Raw genomic sequence first — 17,942 nt, 5'->3', positions numbered from 1 at the left:
AGAAAATATAAGTACATGAATTTTAATAGGGTGCTCGTTCATAGAGGCTAGCTTTTTTCAATCCCAATAATTCCGAAAGCGCCTGGTCCGCCATGGCTTGAAATAACTGCGCCAGCTGTAAATGATGCTGGATTTTCGAAACCATGTTCTTGCAATAAAGAGACAGCAAGTTTTTTATGGTCTTCACTAAGTCTTTTTGTCCCGCCAATAATCAAGGTGTCTGGATCAATATCATAGTTCTTGAAAAAATCTTTGATCGTATTTTTTAAACAGCGTTCAAATGAGCCACGGTATTTTTTTGATGCAACTAAATAGCCGTCTTTAAGAATAATTGTCGGATGAAGGTTTAAAAGAGATGCACCAAGGTAAGCTACGTTTGAAACACGACCACCAGCTTTAAGATAAAGAAGCGACTGAGGTAGGAAAACAAAACGAGTGCGTTCGCGAACATCTTCCACAAAAGCTACAATTTCCTCTGGTGTACTGTCTGGATTTTTTTCAATGAATTTTGCGGTTGCAACGACTACTGCTGTCAAACCACCTGAAACGTTTTTGCTGTCTACAAGATGAATATTTTTAAAGTCTTGAGCTGCAATGTTACAAGAATTATAGGAAACAGTTGTTACAGCTGAATAAGCGATATGAATAATATGTGCTTCAGGATATTTAGCAACGATACGTTCAAAAACAATACTATTGTCTTGCGGAGTAGAGCCAGAAGTCTTAGGTAGGGTCCCAGTTTTATCATAAAAACGATAAACATCTTCCACATCAAAGCTGCCATCGTCAAAGGTTTCAGAACCCATTGTTACATGCATTGGAATAACATAAATGTTGTAACGTTCGATAAGTTCTGGCGATAAGTCGGAACCGCTCTCGGTAGTGATAATAAATTTGGTCATAAATACCTCCTGATTATATTTTCTAGTATACATAATTACGATAATCATATCATAAGTAACGCTGAAGGTATAATGATATCAAGCTTTTTTTTTTGATTTATGATAATTGCAGTGGACATATAAAATTTCACTCTCTATTTTTCATTATGAGATCAATAAAAAAGCTGTTTGTTCCTTGAATATAGGTTTTGTATCCTTGAATCTACTTGTCAGTAGACGTATACTAAGAACACACATTCTGTCTAGAAACTTAGAAATGAGGGCTCTGAAATATTTGAATTTCTGAACAAATTACTTCAAAAGAAACAATTAACCGAACAACAAAAAATGTCTATTATCGAACTGGTAGATAATGAAGAATCCTTTATCAATCCAAGAGATCTTATTGTAGAAAAAAAACAACCTAAAAAAGAGAAAAAGCGAGTATGGTTAAGCTATATTACGCCTTATATGAGAATAAATGCTGGTCATACGCCTCAAGTTGAGCAGGAAATTGATGCATTCTTTAATAGATTATGTGATTTTATCGATGTTGAATTGAAAAAGAAACATAAAAATATCAAACATGTGAGGTCGGAGTACTACTATTACCGTGAATCTCTTTTTGATGAGATTTACCGTCTAGCCAAAAATCTAGTATGTTCCTTCTATGGACAAGAGAGTAAAGAATCAGCTGATTTTATTTCTTATATGATGGAATCAATGTTATCAAGTGATATCCGTTTCTTACTTATAAAAGAAATGGATGAATATCGCGGAGGACTTCCTTTTCCAAATGCAGAAACGAGAGAACAATTTAGATTGACCTCCTATGGCACAAAAATCATCTGGTGGGATCCCTCAGGGAAGTTGCGAGATGAGCAGGTATTTGATAGTACTGAGATGAGTTATTTCAATAAGTTGATGAAAAGACCCACCAAGTTTACTGAAGTACCAGCTCTTATGACACTTTGTTTGGAGAAGTACACAGACCTATTGCATATTGTATTAGAGGATCTAAAAGATGAGACAATCAGATGGAAAGTAAAACCCAATAACTATTTCAGGAACTATTTCCAGTTGCCGTTGGAAGATTCACGTGTTTGGCTTGAAACGAATCATCTATCAGCTGACCTCTATCTCTTTGCTGAAAATAGCATTCGTAAAGAAATTGAAGGATTTCGCTTATCGGCGGCTAGTGAGAGTCAGCAAAGTCTACAGAAATATTTGCCAAATGAATCGATACAAAAAATTGAAGAATATCTAAATCAAAAAACAACTTTAAAATTCGATTATCCAACCATAACAAGTTTAAGAACCGTCTATAAGACGGCGTGGAATGAGGCGGCAAATTTTATTATTGAGCAATCCGTAGAGAAGGTTTGTGAGTTGCTTGAGGAGATAGCCAGAGATCCAGATTTGAAGAAGATAGCCATTAAGGTGATCAAGAATAGTACTGATCCAGATAAAAACAGGGTATTTATTTTCTTAATGGAAAAGAGAGCTTTTCCGCTCTCAAAAGAAATGCAAAAGCAACGTAATAGCTTTATTCATTCAACTCGGCAAGAGGATTATCAAGCATTGCTGGCTGCTCAAGATTTGGTTTATAAAAAATTACCAATAATTTTGAAGGAGCTAAATCAGCCAGCACGAAGAAAAATCAAGTTGGACAATGAATTGATCACTGCTTCCAATTCGGCACTGTATACGATCATTGATATGGTCGATGATTATTTGGGCGAAGAAGCAATTGATCCGGATATTGCTTTAAAAATTCTTGTACACAAGGATCTATCATTGGCAGAGGAACAAACGAAACCTGATAATACTGTGCTGGTCTCTACTCTAGAAGAGACTAATGAATCAGAAATAGCACAGACCGTAGAGCAGATGGAATTCATAACGAATCTAGTATTAAACAATGGAATGTCTTTAGAAGAGTTTAAGAAAAAAGCTGCTGATAAAGGAAAGCTCTATCAAGCTTATCTCAATGAATTAAATGACGTGTTATACGACGTATTTGAAGATCAAGTATTGACGATTTATCAACAGCAAGTCATCATTGAAGAGGATTTTATCGAAGAAATGAGGGAATGGATCGATGGTTGAAAAGAAACTTAGAAAGAAGGACGCACAAGCAATCATTGACTCTTTAGAAGCAGGTGTCGTTCCTATAAAAGGAGTACAGCATGTGTTGGTAGGCAGGAGCAATGAAGTCGAGGAAATTATTGCTACCTTACAGAAATTAGAAGAGGGCACGAGTGACTTGCGTTTTTGGGTGGGTGATTTTGGATCCGGTAAAAGTTTTGTTTTGCGGACGATTGAATCGTTGGCGTTGCAAAAGAACTTTGTTGTGTCCACAATTGATTTGACCCCGACGCGCCGTTTTTATGATTCATCAGGAAAAGCACTGGCGCTTTATAACGAAGTCGTCAATAAGATAACGATTAAGAATAATCGCAATGGGAATGCCATCGAAACAATTGTCCAACAATGGATCCAGGGGCTGCTCGAGCAGATTGCTGCAGAAAATGAGCTTGCCGTCTCTGCGTTGCTGGAAAAGTCTAATTGGAAATTAGTGGAAAATATTATTTTGAAAACAACGCATTCTTTTTACTCGTCAGGGCTATCCTATGAATTTGGCCAAGCATTGATGAAATATTTTGAAGGGATTGCAGAAGACAATGTTTCTCTTCAAATTGAGGCTATTCGTTGGATCCGCGGGGATATCACGACCAAGACAGAAGCTTCCAAAGAATTAGGCATAAAAAATATTATCAATGATTCAAATTATCTGATTGCATTGAAAAATTTAGCCGAATTATTTTTAAAAATTGGTTATAAGGGATTTGTCATCAATTTTGATGAATCCGTCAATTTGTACAAATTACCTCGAGCTTTGACACGAGAAAAAAATTACGAAATGATCCTCAATTTGTACAACGAAACAAAAACGAATGAAGCAAAAGGTTTATTTATCAATTTTGGAGCAACTAAAAACACAGTTTATGATGAGCGAAGAGGGTTAGCAAGCTACGGTGCTTTGAAAACACGATTTGGTAATGAGCTGATGAAAGTTAAAGGTTTTGTCAATGTAAATAGTACCGTTATCGACTTGAAGCCACTGACTCCAGAAGAAATTTTTATTCTTTTGAAAAAATTGTTGGAAATATACAATAGCGCTAATCAAACAATGTTAGTCGTTGATGATCGTGCTATTGAAGAATACATGGAAGCACAGTTGAATCGCCCAGGAGCTGAGGCATTCTTGACACCACGTGCGGTAATCAAAGATTATATTGAGATCTTATCTTTGTTACGCCAAAATCAAGATTATTCCTTTAGTCAGATCCTTGCCGAACGTTTTGGAAGAAAGACCTTTTTAGTGGAGAAAGACACAGATGACCATGATGAAATAGAGATTTACTGATGCAGGCATTTGATAGATTGAAAATGGATATTCAACACTATATATACGATAAAGGCTGGTCAAAATTAACTAGAATCCAAAGTGCTTCGATCAAACAGATTGCTCAAACCAATCATAATCTTATTTTGTCTGCACCAACCGCTTCAGGAAAAACAGAAGCGGCTTTTATTCCGGCAGTAAATGGCGTGGAAGACTGGGATACAGGGCTTAAAATCTTGTATATCTCACCTTTAAAAGCCTTGATAAATGATCAATTTCAACGCATTAATGAGCTATGTCAATATTTGGACGTCCCAATTACCAGGTGGCATGGTGAGGCATCCCAAGCAGAGAAAAGAAAAATCGTGAAACAACCAAAAGGAATCTTGTTGATCACGCCTGAATCAATTGAAGGCATGCTGGTGAACCGCCCAGGCGAAGCGGAGCACTTATTTAAAGGGGTAGAGTGGATCATCATTGATGAACTGCATAGTTTTCTAGGAACAGAACGTGGGATCCATCTTCAATCCCTGATACAACGGATCAGCCAATTCATGCAGGCTCCGAGATTCATTGCAATGAGTGCGACCTTAAGCAAGACAGATTTTGGTCACGCAAAAGCATTCTTTGGGAGCAATCGAGATACGGATATCCTCGTAGATCATGATAAAAATGACTTGCTTGTTACAATAGACTACACAAGTGGCGAAACAGGGCCATTTATTTCAAGAAATTCTTTAGCGGCAATTTATCAGTATTCCCAAAAAGAAACGATGTTAGTATTCCCAAATTCAAGGAACAAGGTAGAAGAAATTACTCATAAATTGGAAAAAATGGCACTAAAAGAGCATAGACCTATTCGGTATTTTGCTCATCATTCATCAGTGGACAAGGCATTACGTGAAGAGGTCGAATTTTTTGCAAAAAACAACGAAAGAGATCTATTTACGATCACTTGTACCTCGACATTAGAATTGGGTATCGACATAGGATCAGTAGATAGTGTAGTACAATATGGGGCACCTCCGTCCACTTCCTCTCTCAGCCAACGCTTAGGACGCAGTGGTCGCAGGACCCACCAAAGCATCTTGCATATTGTGGAGGATGACCCTTGGGAAATGCTCCAGACATATTCAGCGTTGGATTTACTGGAAAGAAAAGAAATGGATGCTATGCAAATGGTAGAAGTACCTTACAATGCTATGGCACATCAAATGATGGCCATTCTTTTCCAAAAGACAAGTATACCAATGGAAAAGCTGATGCGAATGAACAAAGAGTTTCCAGTATGGACAGAAATTCCAGATACAGATTTAGCAATATTGATTGATCATATGGTAGAAAAAGAATTCATTGAGATCATAGGTGAAGAAGCAATTGTGGGTTTGGAAGGGGAGAAGTTGCTGAACTCCAGAGATTTCTACGCCATGTTTCTTACAACTAGTGACTTTTCCGTTCATTACCAGCATGAGCGTATCGGTAGTCTACCGTTTACACCTGACATTCAAATCGAAAGTAAAATTTTGTTGGCAGGCAGGGTATGGAACGTGAAAGATATCGATATCAAAGCAAAACGTATTATGGTCGAAAAGACAACAGAAGGAAAGGCCCCAAAATTTATCAGTGATGCAGGATTTGTTTCCAATGAAGTGCGAGAAAATATGGAATTACTGTTGAAAAATGAAAATTATTTGACCTTGCACAATGAGAAAATCACAGACGATTTTGAGTATTTGAAGAGTGCTTTGGTCTACGATGTAGGAAATTATTGGTATGAGGATAAACAATCGAATATAGGGATCGTGACTTTCAAAGGAACGCGATTCAATATCGCATTGTTGCTTCTTATCAAGAGTGTTGCAGAAGAGGGAGAAACATACCAATTGTATGACAAATATTCTTTGATCACAGGTCCTAATATAAAAAAAATGATTGAACGACTTAACGGGAAAGAAGATTCGTTAGAAAGGGTCGCGATATATCTAGAAAAAAATGAAAAGACGATTGAAGAATTAACGGCCCATCAAAAATTTATGCAGTTGGTACCTAAATCATTGAAAATAAAGTGGATTTTGACTAACTTTTTTTCTATAGGAGACGTGAAAGGTACTGAGCATCAAGCTGAGTTCTAGCTTCTGATGTATTAGGCTTAGAGTGTGGATCGGTAAGCAAGAAGGATAGAAAAAACAATCAAACAGGCTAAGTTCTTTAGAGAACTTAGCCTGTTTGATTTCTTTTTTAAGCAAAATTATTTTGGACATTAAACCAAAGGTGATAAGCAATTTGGTCAACGAGGGTCTGTTAACAGCACTCTAAACTTGATTCGCTTTTGTAATAATCTTTAAATAACGATAAACGCTTGGTTCTGACACATTTAAAACTTCTGCTACCTGTGAAACAGCCCCTTTTAGTTGGAAGATACCTTTCTTTTCTAACTGTTCCACGATATGGATTTTTGCATCTTGATTCAATAAAAAGTTCTCATTCAAAACACCAGGACCAATAACCTCAAAAATAATGTCTTTTATATTGCTGGAAAGGACTTCTACAAATTCATCGCCATTTTCCTGAGCGGCACTTGAGGATAGCTGATTGGATTTTACTGTATTGTTTTGACTATCTGAGTCATCATTTGTTATATTTATGAGCTGAAGAATGTCATTAGCAATATTTTTGTATTTTGTATAATCTGTATTGATGCAAAGCATACCGTCCAAATTACCCTGATTATCTTTAATAAAAAAAGTAGAGCCTTGAATGTGATTTACCCCACTTGATTTCGCTTTATAATTCGTTACGTAATCACTTTTCAAGTATTCTTTTTTCTTCATAAGTTCTAAGGCAAAACCAGTAAGCGGAGAATTTTTTGTTCTTCCACTGATAGAGTTATTTGCAATTGCAGCAATATAAGAATGGTCTTCTTCAATCAAATGAAACACAATTTCATAATTAGTACCTAATGTTTTACCTAAAAAATAAACTAAATTCTCGTATTGATCAAATATCTCTTCTTTCATTTTACAAGACCTCCTTTTTCCTCCATGTAATTATGTAAGTAAGTTACAAAGATTATACCACAATGATAAAAAATGTGTATCTTAACTTTATATTTTAACATTGATTATAATTTATTTAAATGATAATAAAAAGTTATTGACACCGTTTTCTTTTCGGGGTATAGTGAAAATATAAATACAAGGAGGTGACATAATATGTACAATGTACCACAAGCTATTGGTCCTTATTCTCCATACCGAAAAGCAGGTAGCCTTCTTTTTACATCAGGGCAATTACCTATAAATCCTGAAACAAATGAACTAGAAGATACATTTACAGAACAATGTAAGAGATCGCTAATGAATATTCAATCTATCTTAGAAAAAGAGAATTTGAAAATGAAAGATATTATTAAAACAACGGTTCTATTGAAAGATTTGTCCAATTTTGATGAAGTAAATAGATTATTTGCAGAATTTTTTGAAGAACCTTATCCAACGCGTACTGCTTTTGAAGTTTCGAAGCTTCCAAAGAATGCTATGATCGAAATTGAAGCTATTGCCGTTTTAAAATAATTCATGATATAGAAAAGTAGTTTTACTAAAAACGAAAAATGAGGGAATATAATGGATATATTAATTGGAACGGTTTTACTATTAGCGGTACTGTCTTTTTTCACGATATTCAATTACAAAGCACCACACGGCTCGAAAGCAATGGGAGCATTGGCTAGTGCAGCTTGTGCAAGCTTTTTAGTAGAAGCTTTTCATTATGCTTTTTTTGGAAATGTATTGAATTTGAAGTTTCTAGGAGAAGTGGGTGCAGCTAATGGAAGCCTAGGAGGAGTAGCAGCCGCGATATTAGTTCCTTTAGCTTTAGGCGTTTCTCCAGTATATGCTGTTTTGGTAGGTCTTTCTTTATCGGGTATGGGAATATTACCTGGATTTATAGCTGGATATCTTATCTCTTTCGTTATTAAGAAGATGGAAGAAAAGATACCAGATGGATTAGATTTGATCGTTATTATTGTAGTAGCTGCTCCTCTAGCTAGATTGATTGGAGCGATCAGTTCTCCTCTCGTAGATGCTACACTGCTTCAAATTGGTGAAATATTGACTGCTACTGCTAACTCTAGTCCCATAATGATGGGGATCATCTTAGGGGGGATTATCACAGTAGTCGCAACAGCTCCTTTAAGTTCAATGGCATTGACAGCAATGTTAGGTTTAACAGGAGTTCCAATGGCTATCGGAGCATTAGCGGTATTCGGATCATCATTCATGAATTATATTTTATTTAGCAAATTGAAATTTGGAAGTAAAAAAGATACTATATCGGTAGCTATAGAACCCTTGACTCAAGCAGATATTATTTCTGCGAATCCTCTTCCTGTTTATGTAACAAACTTTATTGGAGGGGCAGCAAGTGGTATTATCGTAGCACTTATGGGACTGGTAAACGATACTCCAGGTACAGCCACTCCGATTGCAGGTTTTGCAGTTATGTTCGCGTACAATCCAGCAGGAAAGGTATTGATCGCTGCTTTAGGAGTTATTATTGTAAGTGTAATTGGCGGCTATCTCGGATCTTATATCTTTAGAGATACCAAAATCGTAACGGCTGAAGAAATTCGATCAGACGGTGGATTGGCCAAAAAAAGAACGGTTGAAGTATTATCCTAACAGGTAATCTTAAAGAAGCAAAAGGTCTGCGCTAATGAAATTAGTGCAGATGAAAAGTTGAAATCTGTTATCGTGATCCAAAATGATTAGTCTGAAATTTGAAAATAATAAAAAATACCACTAAAGTGCTTTTAGGAGGAAATAATATGAATGAACAAGTGATTGCAGGCAAAACATTGGAAAATTGGAAAGAAGAGATTCCGGTCTTAAAAGATATCATGAACATGAAAAATGTTTTTTGGGTCAATCGTTTCAAAAGTGACTTTGAACCGGCCTCAAAAAAAGTGAACCTTTCTAAAACGGATGTAGATGATGCTGAAGCCCGTTTAGCTCGTTTTGCGTCATATATTGAAACGGCATTTCCAGAGACCAAAAAAACAAAAGGCATCATCGAATCAAAAATATCGGCGATTCCAGCAATCAAAGCTGAATTAGAGAGCTACTATGATACGGCCATTGAAGGAAGATTATTATTAAAACGTGATGACACATTACCAATTGCTGGAACGATCAAGGCAAGAGGAGCAATTTATGAAGTATTAAAACATGCAGAGACATTAGCGTTAGAAAATGGTTTGCTAAAAAGTATTGATGAAGACTATGTTGTTTTCGCAAGTAGTGATTTTCGTGATTTCTTTGCTAAACATAAAATCATGGTAGGAACAACTGGAAATCTTGGAATCAGTGTAGGGATAATGGGAGCAAAACTAGGATTTGAAGTCACAGTTCATATGTCTGTAGAAGCAAAGCAATGGAAAAAAGATTTACTTAGGTCTCATGGTGTAACGGTTATTGAACACAATACAAACTTTACAAAGGCAGTGGAAAACGGAAGAATGCAATCAGAACAAGATCCAACGTGCTATTTTGTTGATGATGAACATTCGGTGGATCTATTTTTAGGCTATACAGTAGCCGGAAGTCGACTTAAAAAGCAATTAGAGGAACAAAAAATTCAAGTCGATAAAGATCACCCATTGTTTGTATACTTGCCATGCGGTATTGGCGGAAGCCCAGGTGGCATCACATTCGGATTAAAACAAGTTTATGGGGACAATGTTCATTGTTTCTTTTCAGAGCCAGCGCATATGCCTTCAATGATGCTAGGATTGATTACCAATGAGTATGACGGAGTATCGATAGACGATTTTGATATTGATGGTAAAACAGGAATGGATGGATTAGCAGTTCCGAGAACGTCAGGTTTTGTTTCAAAATTAATGAAAAACTTCTTTGACGGCGGTTTTACACTGCAAGAAAAAGAAGCGCAACATTTCTTGACGGCTATGATCGATAAAGAAAAGATCTACTTAGAACCAGCAGCTTTAGCTGGTGTACCAGGAGTAGCTCGTTTATTCGGTACAATAGAAGGAAAACGTTATTTAGCAGAAAAAGGATTGACTGAAAAGATGGATCAGGCAACACATATCGCTTGGGCTACTGGAGGAAGTATGGTTCCTAAAGAAGATATGGAAGAATTTTATAAACAAGGCTTAGAAAAAAGTAAAGTTTAAGCTGATTTTAGGAAGCTCCAGAAGCTGGGAATCACGGCATTAAAGTATTAGAAAAATAATTAGAGTGGATCCAACAGATTTACTAATCAAAAGAACAAAAAAGGACACTACAGAGGTTAATCAGCCAGCCTGATTATCTCTATAGTGTTTTTTATCATGCATACACTGAATAATAATGAAAGAAAGGCACGTTTTATCCTGTAAGCAACAAATAGTGGTTACCCGAAATAGCTAACTTAGAAAAAAGTGCTGCTAAAAGCAGGAAGTAGTCTATAATATAGTAGTATAAAACTGCTATTAGCTATACTTTAGAATAGAAGGTACAATAGTTTGAGATTACACTAATTTGATTTGAAAACAGAACAATACTTAAATGATAAAAAAGATAAAGTAAGGGAGATAGCAAATGGGACTTACATTGATCCTTGCAGAGAAACCTTCTCAGGCGCAAGCGTACGCTGAATCTTTTGGTAAATTTTCAAAAAAAGATGGGTACATTATTTTAAATCCGTCTAATGATATCATTACTTGGGGATTCGGACATTTGATTGAATTGGCTTCTCCAGAAGAATACAAAGATGAATGGAAAAAATGGAATATGAAAGAACTGCCCATTATTCCGCAAACGTTTAAATTTAAAGTTGGGCAAGGCAAAAGCAAACAGTTTAATATCATAAAAAGACTGTTAAAAGAAGCAGACCAAATTGTGATCGCTACTGATAGCGATCGCGAAGGGGAAAATATTGCGCGGTCAATCATCAGCCAAGCAAAAGCAGGCAACAAAGAAATCAAACGGCTATGGATCAATTCACTTGAAGCAGATGAAATACAAAAGGGATTCTCTAATCTAAGAGATGGAAAAGATTTCTATTCTTCTTATGTTGAAGCTCAAACCAGACAAATCAGCGATTGGTTAGTGGGGATCAATTTATCTCGCATGTATACACTTTCTTTGCAGAAAAAAGGAATCAGTGAAGGGGTGTTTAGTGTAGGACGTGTCCAAACACCAACCCTTTATATGATTTATACACGTCAAAAAGAAATTGAAAACTTCGTTCCAGAACCATTTTTTGAGATGCAGGCAACCGTGACAGCTGAAAATGGTGTGTTTAAAGCCAAATACAATAAAAAATTTCCGACAAAAAAAGATTTACAGGATCTAATCAAAAAACATCAATTATTAGCCAGCAACCCTGGAATGATCTCGACAGTTGAAATGAAGCGAGTCTCTCAGCCCTCACCACTTCTATTTTCCTTAAGTGACTTGCAAAGTCTTATAAACAAGAAATATAAAGTGAGCCCATCAGATACGTTGAAACATGTCCAGTCACTTTATGAAGCTAAATTAGTGAGTTATCCTCGAAGCGATTGCCGGCACATTACCGATTCAGGGTTTCGTTACTTGCTAGAAAGAATCGACGAGTATCAAGGTGTATTGAACTATACGATTGAGCAGCCTAACACAAGTAAACGAAAACGGTATGTGAACGGTTCAAAAGTTCAAGAGCATTACGCCGTTATTCCAACTAAAAAGGTGCCTACTCAAAAAGATTTAGGCAAGCTGACATCGATTCAAAAAGAAATTTATTTCACCATTTTGAAGCGGACGATGGCTATGTTTGAAACAGATTATAAGTATGATGAAACAACGATCACAGTGGATGTTAAAGGGTTGCCTTTTACAAGCAAAGGCAGGACAATTCTAGATAAAGGCTGGCGGAAATTGGAGTATTCTTACAGCAAGAAGCCGGATAAAGAAGAGAGCACAGAGTTGCCTTTAGTACAAAAAAATGAATCAGTTGAAGCAGATTTATCAACTTCAGAAGGATTCACTTCACCGCCAAAAGCTTACACAGAAGGTACTTTGATTACAGCTATGAAGACATGTGGCAAAGAATTGGAAAATGCGGAAGAAAAAGAAATTTTAAAAGCAACAGAAGGGATCGGGACAGAAGCGACTAGAGCTAATGTGCTTGAGACGCTTAAAAAACAACACTATATTGAGATCCAAAAAAATAATGTGACCGTCACCCAAAAAGGAGCAATATTGTGTCAAGCAGTAGGGAATACTTTGTTAAGCAGTCCGGAAATGACTGCTAAATGGGAGACCTATTTAAAGAAAATAAAAAAAGAAGAAGGTACACAGCAAGCTTTTTTAGACAATATTCAAAAATTTATTCATCATACATTAGAGTCTAGTACCAAAGTTATTGAGAGTAGAGATTGGTCTACGCATACAACTAGTTTGAATCAAACAAAACAGGTGATTGGAAAATGTCCTGTATGTGGACAAACTATCGTCGATAAAGGGAAGTTTTATGGCTGCAGCGGCTACAGCAATGGGTGCACGTTTACGTTGCCGAAACGTTATATAGGGAAATTATTATCTGAAGCAACGATTAAAAAACTTTTAATAACAAAAGAAACACCTTTATTAAAAGGCTTTAAGAAAAAAAACGGACAAACTTTTTCAGCTGCACTTCTATTAACAGAAGACTACAAATTAACCTTTAAACCTTTCTCTAACTAATTTAGTTTAATTTAAAATTACGGATGTTAGCATTGCCGAAGCAGCATTCTCCACTTGATAGAGAACTCTAATTTGATAGGGTTAAGTTACCACAAGAAAACCAAAAAATAGATTTCTCGTAATAGCCAGATGACATGAATCAAATGTATCGTTTTTACTTTGGTAAAAGGATGGTCACTATTAACGGTATAGTGATAAATTTTTTCGAATGTAGGTTATTTAGTTGCACATAGATAGAATATGACCTATATTAAGAATAGATGGTTTAAAGAGGAATTTAAAGGTATAATATTTTATGTGTTTTACGAAAGAGTGATTACCATTTTTTTTGTGGCGTATTATGCGTTTATGACTTTCAAGTATTGCCATAAAAGTATTACGGTAGAGGTCGCACAAGAGGTATTGATTGATGATAGAGTCAAAAAAATAGAACAATAAAAACAACTACTATTAAGAACAAATAGGAAGTTTTCTTTCTATTTGTTTTTTTATGGATATGGATGTAGTCCGGCATAGCATTGCGGAAGACAAAATGAAAGGAATGAAATAATGTTTAATACGTTTAAAAAGTATGGCTGGTTTTTTAAATTGCGTTGGAAAAGCTATACCTTTGGGGTTACAGCTCTAATTATTTGTGCTATTTTACAAGTTATGAATCCAAAGATCATCGGTACCATTATTGACCATTTTATAGCAGGAACGTTAAATTGGCAGATTTTGCTTTTTTGGGTCACATTGATCCTTATCTTTTCACTTGTGATGTATGTGTTACGTTACGGATGGAGAATAGCGTTATTTGGGAACTCTACGCTCATTGAATCTATTTTGCGTAATCGTTTATTCTCATTTTTCACACGAATGGATTCTGAATTTTATCAAAAATATCGCACAGGAGACCTGATGGCCCATGCTACAAATGATTTGGCAGCTATTCGATTTGTTGCAGCTGATGGGGTTTTAACGTTAACAGATGCCTTATCATTAGGTGGTGTGACACTTTTTTCAATGTTCTTTTTCATTGATTGGAAGCTTACACTTGTCTCCATTCTGCCGCTGCCTATCTTGATCTTTGTTTCAACGTATCTAGGTAAAATGATCCATGCCCGTTACCGTGGTGCATTGCAAGCTTTTTCCGCAATGAATGATCATGTTCAAGAAAGTGTAACAGGTATGAAAGTTTTAAAAACATTTGGTGAAGAAGAAGAAGATTTTACGGCATTTAAAGAAGAAACACAACGTGTTGTAAATAAAAATCAACTTGTTTACAAATTAAAAGCAGCCTTGAATCCAAGTATAGAAATCATTATGGGAATGACCTATGTGATTGCTATACTTGTAGGTGGTAACTATGTTCAAAGTGGACGGATATCTATCGGAGACTTAGTAGCGTTTATTAGCTATATCGGTATGATGCAATGGCCACTGTTAGCTGTAGGGGGTCTGATCAATACCCTAGAACGAGGAAGTGCGGCTTATGATAGAGTAGAAGTTTTACTAAATTATGAACCTTCGATTGTAGAAATAAAAAATCCGTATCGTAAAGAGCTAGCCGGTGATATCAGTTTTGACGTGCATTCATTTACTTTTCCTGATGATGAAAATCCAGTTTTAACTGATGTTTCCTTTCATTTAGAAAGAGGAAATATGTTAGGCATTGTTGGCAGAACGGGTTCTGGAAAGAGTACGGTATATAAACTATTGATGCGTGAATATGATCAGTACGATGGAAGAATCGCTTACAATGATATTGATATCAAAGAATATGCATTAGAGTCGTTAAAAAAAGGGATAGCAATCGTTCCGCAAGAAAACTTTTTATTTTCAACAACGATTCGAGAAAATATCCGCTTTGGAAATCCTGATCTGTCGCAAGAAGCAGTTGAGAAATATGCAATATTAGCTGACATCCATGAAGATATTCTGGAATTTCCTGAAGGTTATGATACAAAAGTTGGCGAACGAGGCGTCTCTCTATCTGGTGGACAAAAGCAACGGATCGCTATTGCTCGAGCTTTAGCTGTAGAACCGGAATGCTTGATTTTAGATGACTCTCTTTCAGCTGTGGATGCTCAGACAGAAGAAAATATTTTAAGCTTATTGAAAAAAGAAAGACGTAACAAAACAACGATTATTTCTGCACATCGCATCAGTTCGATCATGAATGCAGATGAAATCATCGTAATGGAAAAAGGAAGTATCAGTGAACGGGGTTCTCACCAACAATTAATTGAATCAAAAGGCTGGTATAACAACATGTACCACAAGCAGCAGCTCGAGAAAAAATTAGATGGGGAGGGAGTTTAATGGCCGCACAAAAACAAGTATCCTTTTCCGCTAAAGAATCCAGACATGTTTTACTTAGTCTGATTCGTTTTGCAAAACCAAATAAATTTATTTTTATCTTTTCTTTTCTGTTTCTGGCATTAAGTGCAGCAATTACTGCCTATTTACCCATTATCATTCAGCGCTACATTGACACTTATTTAACAAATGGAACAGCAACAATGGAGATCACGGTACGTATAGTAATCTTTTATGGAGTATTGACCATCCTTAGGGCGGTATCTTCTTATGCAAAAGACTTTCTATTTAATACGGCTTCTGAAAGAACGGTAGCCAACATCCGAAATCAATTGTACGAAAAAGTTGTTTCATTGGGAATGAGGTATTTTGATCAAACACCTGCAGGTACAGTTGTTTCTAGAGTAACAAATGATACAGAAACGATCAAAGAATTTTGGACAGTCTTTTTAAATATTTCCAATGGACTATTTAATGTCATTTCGATCACGATTGCTATGTTTGCCTTAAATTGGCGGATGGCATTAGTATTCCTTTTTTTCACACCTTTTATTGTGTGGATCGCAGGAATCTATCGAAAGAAAAGTACTCTCATTTATAGTCGCATGAGAACGGTATTGAGCCAGTTGAATGCTAGTTTAAGTGAATCTATTAGTGGAATGAGTATTATTCAGAAGTACAATCAAGAAGAGCGTTTGATTAATGAATTTAGTGATATCAATAAAGAGTATGTAGCTTCTCGTCGTTCAATGTACAGCATGAACGCATTGTTATTAGCACCAGCTATCAATGTGATCGAGTCGATTGCCCTAGTAGCTGTACTGCTTATATTTGGGTATCAAGAATGGAACCAAAGTGCAGTTGATATTGGTTTAGTATATGCATTTACGGCCTATTCTCGCTCGTTCTTTCAACCCATCAGTCAAATGATGAACAGCTTAAGTTCTTTACAAGATGGGATTGTTTCTGGGCACCGTATTCAAGAATTGCTGAATAATAAAGAGCTCGCACCGCAATCTACATCAGAAAAAGAGGGTATGATCACAGAAGGGCACATTCAGGTTAAAAATCTGAATTTTTCATACGATGGAAAGAAACAAGTATTGCGTAATATCAATTTTGAAGTGAAACCAGGTCAAACAGTGGCCTTTGTTGGTCAAACTGGATCAGGTAAAAGTTCAATTATCAATGTATTGATGCGCTTTTACGAGTACAATGAAGGCGAAATAACCATTGACGGCCATTCCTTGAAAGATATGCCAATAGAAGGGCTTCGAAATAAAATGGGATTAGTATTGCAGGATAGTTTCTTATTCTATGGCAATATTGCAGATAATATTCGTATGTATAACACTTCCTATACAGAAGTCGAAGTTAGAAAAGCGGCTGAATTTGTCTATGCTGATGAGTTTATATCTGAGATGAAGAATGGTTATGCATCAAAGGTTATTGAACGAGGGGCAAGTTTATCTGCTGGAGAAAAGCAGTTGATCAGTTTTGCTAGAACGATCTTGCGGTCACCGCGTATTCTGATCCTTGATGAAGCGACAGCCAATATTGATACAGAAACGGAAGAAAAAATCCAAAGAGGATTAGCTAATATGCGCAAAGGTCGGACTTCATTGATCATAGCTCATCGATTGTCTACTATTAAAGATGCAGATAAGATCATCGTTTTGCATAATGGTGAAATTGTTGAACAAGGCAGCCATGATGAATTGATCGATAAAAAAGGTACGTATTATGATATGTATCAATTGCAGACTTATCAAGAAAAAACAGGCGATTTATAAGTTAATTAAACTATTTTTTTAAAATAGTGTTGGATCCATTAAACTAAATTATCGAAAGAAGCAGCTAAACAATTTAGCTGCTTCTTTTTTTATGTCCATTTTTATAGAAAATTGATTAGGGTCAATTTATTAATTAGCAGGACTGCATATACTAAAGATAACAAAAGACAGGAGGAAAACAATTATGAGTAAAGCTGTGTATCAATTAGAACCGTTAACTTGTCCCTCATGTATCAAGAAAATTGAAACTACCTTAAATAAAACTGAAGGTATCGAGTCTGCTAAGGTGATGTTCAACTCTAGCAAGGTGAAAACAGAATTTGATGAATCTAAAATCAAAGCTGAAAAAATTCAAGAAACGATTCAAAAACTAGGTTATCCAGTATTATCATCTAAACTAGCGTAAGGAAAGAAACCTTAAGACAATTAAAAAGTAATTTAAAAGTGGATTCCGTCTTTTAAGAGGTGGAATCGTTAGTCTATTCACCAGAAATAGAATAGTTTAGTCATTCTTGATCCTGATCAATTTTTAACAGCTTCTTGAGCGATAATATAAAGATAGAAAGAGACGAGGAAAGGAAGGAGAAAGGTTCATGACTAAAGTCCTATTTCAAATCGACCCACTTGACTGCACTGGATGTGCTAAAAAAATAGAAAATCAGGTCAACGAATTAAACGGAATCGAGTCTGTGAAAGTCTTTCCTCAACTTGGGAAGATACGTACGACATTCGACAACAAAAAAGTAACGATCCAACAAATTGAAGCAGCCATTCTACAGGCAGGATATCCTGTCCATTCAAAAGCAACTGCATAAAAAATTAAGGAGGAAGAAAA

The 17,942-nt window shown here is 36.0% G+C and carries 13 protein-coding genes; 11 read left to right on the top strand and 2 right to left on the bottom strand.

Going from position 1 to position 17,942, the window contains the following annotated elements:
* Positions 1–47 precede the first annotated feature (47 nt).
* Positions 48–902, bottom strand: coding sequence for a DegV family protein (locus BR50_RS04025; protein ID WP_034546505.1), 855 nt, complete (start codon positions 900–902; stop codon positions 48–50).
* A gap of 327 nt (positions 903–1,229) precedes the next feature.
* Between BR50_RS04025 and BR50_RS04020 the strand changes: the two genes are divergently transcribed.
* Genes BR50_RS04020 through BR50_RS04010 form a run of 3 tightly spaced genes read left to right on the top strand, consistent with a single transcriptional unit; the run spans position 1,230 to position 6,422 of the window.
* Entirely contained in the window at positions 1,230–2,990 is a 1,761-nt protein-coding gene (locus BR50_RS04020; protein ID WP_034546504.1) for a tellurite resistance TerB C-terminal domain-containing protein, read from the top strand.
* A complete protein-coding gene (locus tag BR50_RS04015) occupies positions 2,983–4,311 on the top strand; it encodes an ATP-binding protein (protein ID WP_034546502.1) in 1,329 nt (442 codons plus the stop codon). The genes BR50_RS04020 and BR50_RS04015 overlap by 8 nt, the downstream gene beginning before the upstream one ends.
* Positions 4,311–6,422, top strand: coding sequence for a DEAD/DEAH box helicase (locus tag BR50_RS04010; RefSeq protein ID WP_034546500.1), 2,112 nt, complete (start codon positions 4,311–4,313; stop codon positions 6,420–6,422). Before BR50_RS04015 ends, BR50_RS04010 begins: the two co-directional genes overlap by 1 nt.
* A 180-nt stretch (positions 6,423–6,602) precedes the next feature.
* Here BR50_RS04010 and BR50_RS04005 read toward each other — a convergent pair whose 3' ends face one another.
* Positions 6,603–7,307: a helix-turn-helix transcriptional regulator gene (locus tag BR50_RS04005; protein ID WP_034546498.1), complete on the bottom strand. Its 705-nt coding sequence runs from the start codon at positions 7,305–7,307 to the stop codon at positions 6,603–6,605.
* A gap of 195 nt (positions 7,308–7,502) precedes the next feature.
* On the opposite strand from BR50_RS04005, the gene BR50_RS04000 reads away from it, so the two are divergent.
* The 8 genes from BR50_RS04000 to BR50_RS03965 all read left to right on the top strand — a co-directional run bounded on the left by BR50_RS04000 (position 7,503) and on the right by BR50_RS03965 (position 17,922).
* Entirely contained in the window at positions 7,503–7,862 is a 360-nt protein-coding gene (locus tag BR50_RS04000; RefSeq protein ID WP_034546496.1) for a RidA family protein, read from the top strand.
* A 51-nt stretch (positions 7,863–7,913) separates the two neighbouring features.
* The gene (locus BR50_RS03995) at positions 7,914–8,969 is read left to right on the top strand and encodes a PTS sugar transporter subunit IIC (RefSeq protein WP_034546494.1); all 1,056 of its coding nucleotides are present in this window, start codon (positions 7,914–7,916) and stop codon (positions 8,967–8,969) included.
* Positions 8,970–9,115: 146 nt separating this feature from the next.
* Complete coding sequence (gene dsdA / locus BR50_RS03990) at positions 9,116–10,483, top strand: D-serine ammonia-lyase (RefSeq protein WP_034546492.1); 1,368 nt, start codon at positions 9,116–9,118, stop codon at positions 10,481–10,483.
* Positions 10,484–10,889: 406 nt separating this feature from the next.
* Entirely contained in the window at positions 10,890–13,013 is a 2,124-nt protein-coding gene (locus BR50_RS03985) for a type IA DNA topoisomerase (RefSeq protein WP_034546490.1), read from the top strand.
* A gap of 549 nt (positions 13,014–13,562) precedes the next feature.
* Entirely contained in the window at positions 13,563–15,317 is a 1,755-nt protein-coding gene (locus BR50_RS03980) for an ABC transporter ATP-binding protein (protein WP_034546488.1), read from the top strand.
* Positions 15,317–17,107, top strand: a complete 1,791-nt coding sequence (locus BR50_RS03975; RefSeq protein WP_034546486.1) for an ABC transporter ATP-binding protein — start codon at positions 15,317–15,319, stop codon at positions 17,105–17,107. Before BR50_RS03980 ends, BR50_RS03975 begins: the two co-directional genes overlap by 1 nt.
* Positions 17,108–17,291: 184 nt before the next feature.
* Entirely contained in the window at positions 17,292–17,513 is a 222-nt protein-coding gene (locus BR50_RS03970) for a heavy-metal-associated domain-containing protein (RefSeq protein WP_034546484.1), read from the top strand.
* Positions 17,514–17,700: 187 nt separating this feature from the next.
* Entirely contained in the window at positions 17,701–17,922 is a 222-nt protein-coding gene (locus BR50_RS03965; protein ID WP_034546482.1) for a heavy-metal-associated domain-containing protein, read from the top strand.
* Positions 17,923–17,942 lie beyond the last annotated feature (20 nt).

This window comes from Carnobacterium alterfunditum DSM 5972, assembly GCF_000744115.1.
Lineage (GTDB): Bacteria > Bacillota > Bacilli > Lactobacillales > Carnobacteriaceae > Carnobacterium_B > Carnobacterium_B alterfunditum.
The sequence above is the reverse complement of the archived record's forward strand: the minus strand, read 5'-3'. Positions and strand labels throughout refer to the sequence as shown.